The organism is uncultured Methylobacterium sp. (assembly GCF_964244095.1).
Lineage (GTDB): Bacteria > Pseudomonadota > Alphaproteobacteria > Rhizobiales > Beijerinckiaceae > Methylobacterium.
The window spans coordinates 1-9,377 of the sequence record NZ_CAXTHR010000159.1 but is presented as its reverse complement, the minus strand read 5'-3'; the positions used below and the strand labels follow the sequence as shown (position 1 = coordinate 9,377).

Annotated in this window: 9 protein-coding genes and 1 tRNA gene; 9 read left to right on the top strand and 1 reads right to left on the bottom strand. The window is 70.9% G+C overall.

Annotation, left to right across the window (positions count from 1 at the left end; translation table 11 throughout):
* Position 1: 1 nt before the first annotated feature.
* A tRNA-Phe gene (locus ACFE86_RS19110) sits at positions 2-77 on the bottom strand.
* Between the two features lie 677 nt (positions 78-754).
* Here ACFE86_RS19110 and ACFE86_RS19105 point away from each other — a divergent pair.
* The 9 genes from ACFE86_RS19105 to ACFE86_RS19065 all read left to right on the top strand — a co-directional run.
* Entirely contained in the window at positions 755-1,747 is a 993-nt protein-coding gene (locus ACFE86_RS19105; RefSeq protein WP_375456905.1) for an ABC transporter substrate-binding protein, read from the top strand.
* A gap of 2 nt (positions 1,748-1,749) precedes the next feature.
* Entirely contained in the window at positions 1,750-2,622 is an 873-nt protein-coding gene (locus tag ACFE86_RS19100) for an ABC transporter ATP-binding protein (protein ID WP_375456904.1), read from the top strand.
* 11 nt (positions 2,623-2,633) lie between these two features.
* On the top strand, positions 2,634-3,368 hold the full coding sequence (locus ACFE86_RS19095; RefSeq protein ID WP_375456903.1) for an ABC transporter permease: 735 nt from the start codon (positions 2,634-2,636) through the stop codon (positions 3,366-3,368).
* Positions 3,365-4,108, top strand: a complete 744-nt coding sequence (locus tag ACFE86_RS19090; protein WP_375456902.1) for an ABC transporter permease — start codon at positions 3,365-3,367, stop codon at positions 4,106-4,108. Before ACFE86_RS19095 ends, ACFE86_RS19090 begins: the two co-directional genes overlap by 4 nt.
* A 161-nt stretch (positions 4,109-4,269) precedes the next feature.
* Positions 4,270-5,073: a GntR family transcriptional regulator gene (locus tag ACFE86_RS19085; RefSeq protein ID WP_375456901.1), complete on the top strand. Its 804-nt coding sequence runs from the start codon at positions 4,270-4,272 to the stop codon at positions 5,071-5,073.
* Positions 5,070-6,581: an aldehyde dehydrogenase family protein gene (locus tag ACFE86_RS19080; protein ID WP_375456900.1), complete on the top strand. Its 1,512-nt coding sequence runs from the start codon at positions 5,070-5,072 to the stop codon at positions 6,579-6,581. The genes ACFE86_RS19085 and ACFE86_RS19080 overlap by 4 nt, the downstream gene beginning before the upstream one ends.
* A gap of 108 nt (positions 6,582-6,689) precedes the next feature.
* Positions 6,690-7,565: an NAD(P)-dependent oxidoreductase gene (locus tag ACFE86_RS19075; protein WP_375456899.1), complete on the top strand. Its 876-nt coding sequence runs from the start codon at positions 6,690-6,692 to the stop codon at positions 7,563-7,565.
* Positions 7,566-7,746: 181 nt separating this feature from the next.
* The gene (locus tag ACFE86_RS19070; RefSeq protein WP_375456898.1) at positions 7,747-8,880 is read left to right on the top strand and encodes a pyridoxal phosphate-dependent aminotransferase; all 1,134 of its coding nucleotides are present in this window, start codon (positions 7,747-7,749) and stop codon (positions 8,878-8,880) included.
* Positions 8,881-8,922: 42 nt separating this feature from the next.
* The coding region (locus ACFE86_RS19065) for an SDR family NAD(P)-dependent oxidoreductase (RefSeq protein WP_375456897.1) at positions 8,923-9,377 on the top strand (455 nt) is incomplete at its 3' end.

Below are 9,377 nucleotides of genomic sequence, written 5' to 3'. Positions count from 1 at the left end.
ATGGTGCCCAGGGACGGAGTCGAACCGCCGACACTGCGATTTTCAGTCGCATGCTCTACCAACTGAGCTACCTGGGCGCTGACCGGACCGCGTGGCGGCCTCGGCTGGAGCGGGGGTATAATCAGTGCCTTTCGGCCTGTCCAGCCTGATCCCGTCCCGCGCCAGGGGATTCGGGGAAGGCATTTTAAGGGGGTGAGGGTGGCGTCGGGGTGAGTCATGCCATGGGCTCCTGATGTCGCGACCGGATAGGCTTACCGTGTCGCCCGACACGTGGGACCGTTCGGTCCTCCACACGCCGTCGCACAGTGCCGGCTCGCGGACCCTCCGCCGACCCACGGCCATGCTCGTCTGGCCCGCTCGGCCCGACGACCTTGCTGCCCGCTTGGTCCGCGCCGCGTGATCAGGGAGCCGCCATGGCGTGCCGATTCTGAACCCGCCCCCGAGGATGAGCGGGCCAGTAAACGGTCTTCGGTATCCAAAAACGACATTCTTGCATATTGACGCCTGCCTGTTGCACGGTGCACTTTCTCCGCGACCACGGCTGCTGGCGCAAGGCTGCCCGGCAGCGGCCTACCTCCTCTGCTGAATGCGATGCCAAGTCGCGACGTCGCTCGGGGATCGAGCAAGGGAACTCATCCGAAACGCGATGGACTGACGGGTCGTCGGCGCGCCGACCGGGGAGAGACGACGCGTCGTCGTTCCTGGCATGTATTTTGATTGGCAGATTTGGCATACAAACTGGGAAGGCGCTCAGATGACGCTGCTCACCAAAGGTCTGGCATGGGCCGCGTTGGCCGGGACGGTCATGTACGGCAGCGTCGCCACGGCCGCCTCGGTTCGCCTGAGATGGGTCGCCCAGGCACAGTTTGCCGGCGTCTACGTCGCCAAGGCGAAGGGCTTCTACAAGGAGGCCGGGCTCGACATGACGATCAACCCCGGCGGACCGAACATCGGCGTCGAGCCCCTGGTCGCCTCGGGGGCGGACACGTTCGGCATCGCGGGCGCGATCGACAGCATGCTCTACGCCCGCGAGAAGAACCTGCCCCTGGTCTGCATCGGCATGTCCCAGCAGGCCTCCGCTTACGCCTTCGTCGCCCATTCGGGCTCCGGCATCGACGCCGTCAAGGACTTCAAGGGGAAGACGGTCGCAGCCTGGTTCACCGGCTCGCAGTACACGCTGTACACGGTGCTCGCCCACGAGGGGCTGAAGCCGGGCGACATGAAGGTCGTCGCGCAGCCGTTCTCGATGCAGCCCTTCATCGACAGGCAGTACGATGTCGCCACCGTCACCCTCTACAACGAGCTGAACACGCTGCGCGAGCAGGGCGTGACCGGTCTCAAGGTGTTCAAGGCCGACGACTTCGGCGTCGCGACCCAGATGGACGCCATCGTGACGTCTGAGAAGGTGATCAGGGAGAAGCCCGGCGAGGTGCAGGGCTTCCTCGACGCCACGCTGAAGGGCTGGAAATACGCGTTCGAGCACAAGGCCGAAGCCGTGGACATCGTCATGGCGGCGGGCAGCGGCCTCGACCGCAAGCACCAGGAACTCATGCTCGACGCGATCGAGAATCTGATGCTGGCCCATTCGGGGAAGACCAGGGGCCTGGGCTACGTCGACATGGGCGTGGTCAAGTCCGTCGCGGACCAGCTCCTGGCCTACAAGGCGCTGAAGGCCCCGGTGGACCTGAAGCCGGCGTTCGACGCCAGCTTCTGGGACAAGGTCCCCGACGCGAACAAGAAGCTCTGAGCATGAGCATCCAGTCCCCTGCAGGCTGGTCCGCCACGACCGCGTCCGCCGACGGCGCGGGCTGCGCGCCGCCGTCGCGCCAGCCCCTGCTGCAACTGGTCAACGTCTGGAAGCGGTTCGGGGCGGGGGCGCAGCAGACGGTCGCCGTCAGGCAGTTGGACCTCGCGATCCAGCTCGGCGAGTTCGTCACGCTGATCGGCCCCTCGGGCTGCGGCAAGTCGACCCTTTTCAACATGATCGCCGGGCTCCTGCCCCCCGATCCCGACGGATCGATCCTGTTCGACGGGAAGCCGCAACGCGACGGGTGCCTGCTCGGCAAGGTCTCCTTCATGCCGCAGCGCGACCTGCTGTTCCCCTGGCGCACCGTGCTCGACAACGCGACCCTGGCGCTCGAGGTCGATGGCGTGAGCCGCCGGGAGGCCCGCCGCCGGGCGGAGGCGCTCTTTCCCGAATTCGGGCTGGCCGGGTTCGAGGCCAAGTACCCGCACCAGCTCTCCGGGGGCATGCGCCAGCGCGTCGCCCTGATGCGCACGTTCCTGTTCGAGCGCGACCTCATCCTCCTCGACGAACCGTTCGGCGCCCTGGACGCCCTCACGCGGACGATGATGCAGCGGTGGCTCCTCGACATCTGGGCGCGGCACCGTCGGACGGTCCTGTTCATCACGCACGACATCGACGAGGCGATCTTCCTCGGGGACCGTGTGCTGGTGATGACGGCCCGCCCCGGACGCGTGAAGTGCGCGCAGACGGTGGACCTGCCCCGTCCCCGCGATCCGTCGCTCGCCACCACGCCCGCCTTCGCAGCGATCAAGCGCCACCTGCTGGCGCAGATCGAGGAGGAGAGCATGAAGAGCTTCGCGGCGATGCAGCCATGAGGACGACGCGGATGCTCGCCTCCCCCTGGGCCGCGCCCGCGTGGGTCGCGCTCGCGTGGCTTGCCGCCGTCCCCCTCTTCTCGATCAAGGCGCGGTACCTGCCGGCCCTACCGGTGGTGGTCGCGGACGGCTGGTCCGTCGGGCCGGCCCTCGCCGCGGGCTTCGCACGCACGCTGGCGGAGACGGTGCTGGGCTTCCTGTCCGGCTCGGCCTTCGGCCTCCTGTGCGGCTTCGCCTTCGCCGGCCTGCGCGTCCTCGAACTGGCCGTCCTGCCGATCTTCGTCGCGCTGCAAACCGTCCCCGTCATCGCGTTCGGCGCGATCGTGGTGATCTGGTTCGGCAACACGCTGCTTGCCAAGGTGGCCATCGCGTTCTTCCTCACGTTCTTCCCCGTGGCGGTGAGCACCCTGCGGGGACTTCAGGCCCAGGACCCGCAGCGGGTCGCGCTGATGCGGAGCTTCGGCGCCACCAAGCGCCAGCTCTTCCTCATGCTGGCGCTGCCCACGGCCCTTCCGGGCATCGTGACGGGGCTGAAGCTCGGGGTGTCGCTCAGCCTCGCCGGCGCCATCGTCGGCGAGTGGTTCGGCGACACGGTCGGCCTCGGCGTCATGCTTCTGCAGGCACTCTACTTCGAACAGGTGCCGCGCATGTGGGTGCTGGTGATCGTCACCGGCGTCCTGGGCTCCGTGCTCTACGGCCTGCTCGCCGCCGCGGAGCGGCGCTTCGTGTGGTGGAGGCCGGAATGAGGCGCATCGCAGCACGCTGGCTGCCGGTGGTCGCCTCTGTCGCGATCCTGACGATCGCGTGGCAGGGCGCGACCGACCTCCTCGGCGTCCCGACCTACCTGCTCCCCTCCCCCTCGGCGATCGCCGCGGGAGCGGCCGACGGCGGGACGACCCTGGCCTGGGGCCTCCTCACCACCATGACGGAGACCGTCGCGGGCTTCGGGATCGGAGCCGCGGTCGGCCTGGCGCTGGCCGTGGCCTTCGTGCTCCTGCCGGCGCTCGGGGCGGCCGCGATGCCCATGATCGTTGCCATCAATGCGGTGCCGTCCGTCGCCTTCGTACCCCTCGCCCTGATCTGGTTCGGGATCGGCATGGCGTCCAAGGTCGCCATGGCGGCGCTCGCCGTCAGCTTCCCCGTGCTCGTGAGCACGCTCGCGGGGCTGCGGAGGCCGGAGGAGGCCGCCGTCTCGCTCCTGCGCAGCTTCGGCGCGGGCCGCTTCGGCGTCCTCTGGCGCCTGCGCCTCCCCGCGGCGATGCCGTCCCTCGTCACGGGACTGAGGGTCGGCCTCGCCCGCGGCACCATCGTCGTGATCGTGACCGAGATGCTGGGCGCCTACGCGGGCGTCGGGCAGATCATCTACCAAGCCACCGCCCAGGTGGACGCGGTGACGGTCTGGGCCGCCGTGCTGGCCGCGTCCGCCAGCAGCCTCGTGCTCTACGGCATCCTCGTGGCCGTCGATCGGAGGCTGGTGTGGTGGTGACGGCGGCCTACCGGACCACGGTCGCCGGAACGGCCGGGCCGGCCCGGCGCGGATGCACGGAACGCATTACCTGTAGACGGGGCCACGTGCCGGCGTCGCTCGAGCGCCGCATCCGGGCGACGGTCGGCGATCGGGGGCGCGCAGCAAAGGATGGGCGGACGATGGCTCCGGACACGGCAAACAGGAACGACGGGGTCGCAGGAGCGCGCGGCCGCACCTTGTCGGAGGACCTCCGGACGGCGTTGGAGGACCTCATCGTCGGCGGCGCGCTCCCCCCCGGGGCGCGGATGGACGAGGCCGAGCTCGCGGCGCGCTTCCAGGTGTCGCGCACGCCGGTGCGGGAGGCCCTGAAGGCCCTGGTGGCGACGGGCCTGCTGGAGACCCGGCCCCGCCAGGGCGTGATCGTGGCGGCGGTCTCGATCCCCACCATCCTCGAAATGTTCGAGACCATGGCGGCGTTCGAGGGCCTCTGCGCCAGGACGGCGGCGCGGCGGGCCACGCGGGAGGAAAAGGCGGCGCTGCGGGCGGTGCATGCGCGCTTGGTCGAGGCGCTGGGCGACGGGTCCGCGGACGCCTTCTACGCCGTGAACCAGGAGTTCCACGAACGCCTCTACGACGCGTCGCACACGAGCTTCATCGCGGCACAGACGCGGGCTCTGCGCAAGCGGGTCGCGGCCTACCGGAAGCACGTCACGGTGCAGCCCGGCCGGATGGCGGCGACCATCGGCGAGCACGAGCGCATCATCCAGGCCATCGAGGCGGGGAACGCCGAGGCGGCCTTCCAGGCGGCCAGCGAGCATGTGGCGCTCCTCGGCGACGACATCACGGACTTCATCGCAGCACTTCCCCCCCGCGATGACCCAGGGCTCCCGAGCAGGGCGGCCCGGCCTTCGGCGAGACCACGCCGGGCGCCGGCCGGGGACCCGCGGCGGAGCCGCGACGAACGACGGGACCACCAACCATGACCACGCTGATCGAGCCCGCATCGACCCTGGACGGACGTCACATCCACTACGGCGGCCGCTTCCGGGCAGCATCCGGGACCCTGTCCATCCCGGTCGGGAGCCCTGCCACCGGCGCGCATTTCGGCAGCGTGCCGCTCGCGGACGCCGCCGACGTGGCGGCGGCCGTGGCGGCGGCCGAGGCGGCGTCGGGCCCTTGGGCGGCGCTCGACGCGCTCGACCGCGGCCGGCACCTGCGCGCCGTGGCCGACCTGGCGAGGAGCCGCATGGGGGAACTGGCCAGCGTCGAGTCGGCCATCACCGGCAGGCCGATCCGGGAGATGCGGGCCCAGATGGCGCGCATCCCCGAATGGCTCGAATACTTCGGCGGCATCGCGGCGGGCCTGGAGGCCGAGTCGAACCGGCTGCGCGGCGGCTTCGTCTCGTCGACGTCCTACGAGCCCTACGGCGTCTGCGCGCTCCTGACGCCGTGGAACCACCCGATCCTCATCCTCGTGAAGAAGCTCGCCGCCGCGCTCGCGGCCGGCAACGCGGTCGTGGTCAAGCCGTCCGAACTCGCCCCCGCCACGGCCCTGCTCTTCGCGGAGTGGTGCCGCGAGGCGGGCCTGCCCGACGGAATCGTCAACGTCGTCACCGGGGACGGCTCGACCGGAGCCCTGCTCTGCGACGCCGGCGGCGTGCGCCGCATCGACCTCACCGGCGGGACCGCCACCGGGCGCAGGGTGGCGGCAGCGGCCGCCGCGCGGCTGGTTCCGTGCACGCTGGAACTCGGTGGCAAGACGCCGGTGATCGTCTTCGCCGACACCTGCATCGACCAGGCGGCGGCCGGCGCGGCGTTCGCCGCCTTCGTGGCGGCCGGCCAAACCTGCGTCTCGGCGAGCCGCTTCCTCGTCGCCGAGGCGATCTACGAGCCCTTCGTCGCCGCCTTCAAGGCGCGGACGGAGGCCCTGCGCGTCGGCGACCCCGCCGACCCCGCCACCGACATGGGGCCGGTGATCACGTCCGCGGCGCGGGATCGCTGCCTCGCGCACGTCGCGCTCGCGCAGCGGGAGGGCGCGCGGCTCGTCACGGGCGGGGGCCGGCCGGACCTGCCGGGCGCCCTGCGCGACGGGCACTTCGTCGAGCCCACCATCTTCGCCGACGTGCCCCCGTCGGCCTCGCTGTTCCGCGAGGAGGTGTTCGGCCCCGTCGTGACGGTGACGCCGTTCCGGGACGAGGCGCACGCCCTCGAACTGGCCAACGACACGCCCTATGCGCTGGGCGCCTCGGTGTGGACGCGGGACGTCGCCCGCGCCCACCGGGTGTCGGCGCGGGTCCGGGCCGGGATGGTGTGGGTCAACGACCACCACAAGAACGACCCGCGGTCGATCTGGGGTGGCTACGGCGACAGCGGCTACGGCGTGGAGAACGGCTGGGACGCGCTGAAGAGCTACCAGCACAAGCGCAACGTCGTCATGAGCACCGCGGACACGTTCGACGACTGGTTCGCCGGCGGCAAGCGGTACGGCTGATGAGGCCGCCGCGACCGCGGGTCGGCGATGGTCCGCCGGACCTTGCGGGTCACGACCCATGAGACTTTTTACGAACGCCCGGCCCTGAAACTGGAGAGGAACGATCGCATGGACGTCGGATTCATCGGGCTCGGCGCCATGGGCGCCGGCATGGCCAGGAACCTGCTGCGCGCAGGCCACGCGCTGACGGTCTGGAACCGCGAGCGCGAACCCGTCGAGGCGCTTGCCGCCGAAGGGGCGACGCCGGCCGCCGACGCCGCGGGCGCCGCGCAGGGCGACGTGGTGTTCAGCATGCTGGCCCACGACGACGCCATCCGCAGCGTGCTGCTCGACGGCGGCTGGCTCGCGGCGGCGGGCAAGCCCCTGGTGCACGTGAACTGTTCCACGATCTCAGTGGCGTTCGCCCGGGAGATGACGGAGCGCCACGCGGCCGTCGGCATCGACTACGTCGCCGCCCCGGTCTTCGGCCGGCCCGACGCCGCCGCCTCCGGCCAGCTCAACCTCGTGGTGGCGGGAGCGGACGCCGCCTTGGCGAGGATCGATCCCCTGCTGGCGGCGATCGGGAAGAAGACGTGGCCGGTGGGACCGGAGCCGTTCCAGGCCAACCTCGTCAAGATCGGCGGCAACCTGATGATCGCCTCCGCCATCGAAGCCATGGCGGAAGCGACCTCGCTCGGCACCGCCCACGGCCTCGACCGCGGCACCATGCTCGACATCTACCTCGAGGCGCTGTTCCCGAGCCCGGTGTACCGCGGATACGCGGCCCTCATCCGGGAGCGGCGCTACGAGCCGGCCGGCTTCAAGATGACGCTCGGGCTCAAGGACATCCGGCTGGCGCTGGAGGCCGGCCACGACGCGAACGTCCCGCTCCCCTTCGCGAGCGTCCTGCGCGACGCGTTCCTCACCGCCGCGGCGGCCGGCGACGGCGAGAAGGATTGGGCGGCGCTGGCGGACGTGGCGCTCAAGCGTTCGGGCCAGGCGTGACGCGCGGCCCCGGCCGCGCTTGCGGGCGCCCAATCGGCGGACGACACCCGGCAGCCGCCACGCGCCAGGTCACGATCGCTGCATATGCAATCTGTGCGATCCTGCATACAAACATTCGACGAGGTCGGTACCTGCTCGGCATCCGCGTTGCAGGGGCCGGAGGAACGATAGGGACACGACCATGAGAGCGTTCGAGGCCCGCAACGCGCATTTCGACAGGCTCGTGAACACGCCTGACCTGAAATGGCTCGGGCAGAACACCAACCACTGCAAGCCCCACCCGGCGGTGGTGGAGGCGATGGTGCGGTGTGCCCGGGACGAGGCGTTCCACGTCTACGCGCCGCCGGCCGGCCTGGAGGCGCTGAGGGCGGGGATCGTCGCCGACCTCGGACTTCCCGGGCAGGCCGCACTGGTGTCGGACGGGGCCGTGGCGTCGCTGTACCACGCCTGCCACACCCTGCTCCGCCCCGGCGACGAGTTCGTGACCACCGACCCGACCTGGAACTGGCCGATGGCGTTCGCGCGCGCGGTCGGCGCGACCGTCCGGCAGATCCCGATCTACGGGCCCGAGCACGGCTACCGCCTCGACCCGGCGCGGCTGGCCGAGGCGGTCGGTCCGAAGACCAAGCTCGTCTACCTCGTGGACCCGAACAACCCGCTCGGCTCCGTTTGCACCGCCGACGAGATCGGCGCCATCGTCGCGATCGTCCGCGAGGCGGGCGCCTACCTGATCCACGACTGCACGTACCGCCACTTCGCCTACGAGCACCACCTCGCGGCCGCGCTAGACCCGGAGCGGACGCTGACGGTCTACAGCTTCTCGAAGTGGCTCGGCCTCGCCGGCCTGCGCGTCGGCGCGATGGTGGCCCATCCCGACATGGTGGAGCGCCTGGCCGCCGCGCCGCCCAACAACCTCGGCTCCAGCCTGCTGGCCCAGCGTGCGGCCCTGGCGGGGCTGGCCGTCAAGGACGAGTGGTTCCCCGGCGTCCTGGCCGAGCAGCGCGGCAACCAGGCGCTGGTGAAGGCGGCGGTCGACGCCATCCCCGGCCTCGCGATGCCGGTCTACCCGTCCAACGGCAACTTCGTCGTGATCGAGTGCGACGCGCTCGGCATCCGCCCCGAGGCGCTCGTGGCGGCCTATGCCGAGCACGACATCATGATCCGGCAGGGCGCGTACCACACGCCCACCTTCGGCGACCGCTTCGTCAAGGTATCGGTGAGCGTGCCGCGGGCCTGGGTCGAGGAGTTCGTCGACCTGCTGCCCGCGATGGTCGAGCGGGCGCGCGGGACGAACGCGCCGACGACGCTCTTCTAAAGATCGAACCGCGATCCGCGACGGCATCGGAGGCCGGCCACCATGGACCTGAGACTGAGCGGCAAGAAGATCCTCATCACGGGCGCCTCGCAGGGCATCGGCGAGGGCCTGGCGCACGCCTTCGCCGAGGAGGGCTGCGCCCTGCACCTCACGGCGCGCTCGGGCGACAGGCTCGACGCGCTCCAGCGCGCGATCACCGGCACGCACGGCGTCGCCGTTGGCGTGACGGCCGTCGACATGACGCTGGACGGTGCCTGCGAGCGCATCGTGGAGGAGGCCGGCGACGTCGATGTGCTCGTCAACAACGCCGGCGTGATCCCCAGCGGCCCGCTGTTCGACATCGGCCCGCGGCAATGGCGCGAGGGCTGGGCGCTCAAGGGCTTCGGCTACGCCGACATGATGCGCCTGGTCTACCCGCGGATGAAGGCGCGCGGCGGCGGCGTGATCCTGAACAACATCGGCAACGGCGGCGAGGTCTGCGACCCGAACTACATCGA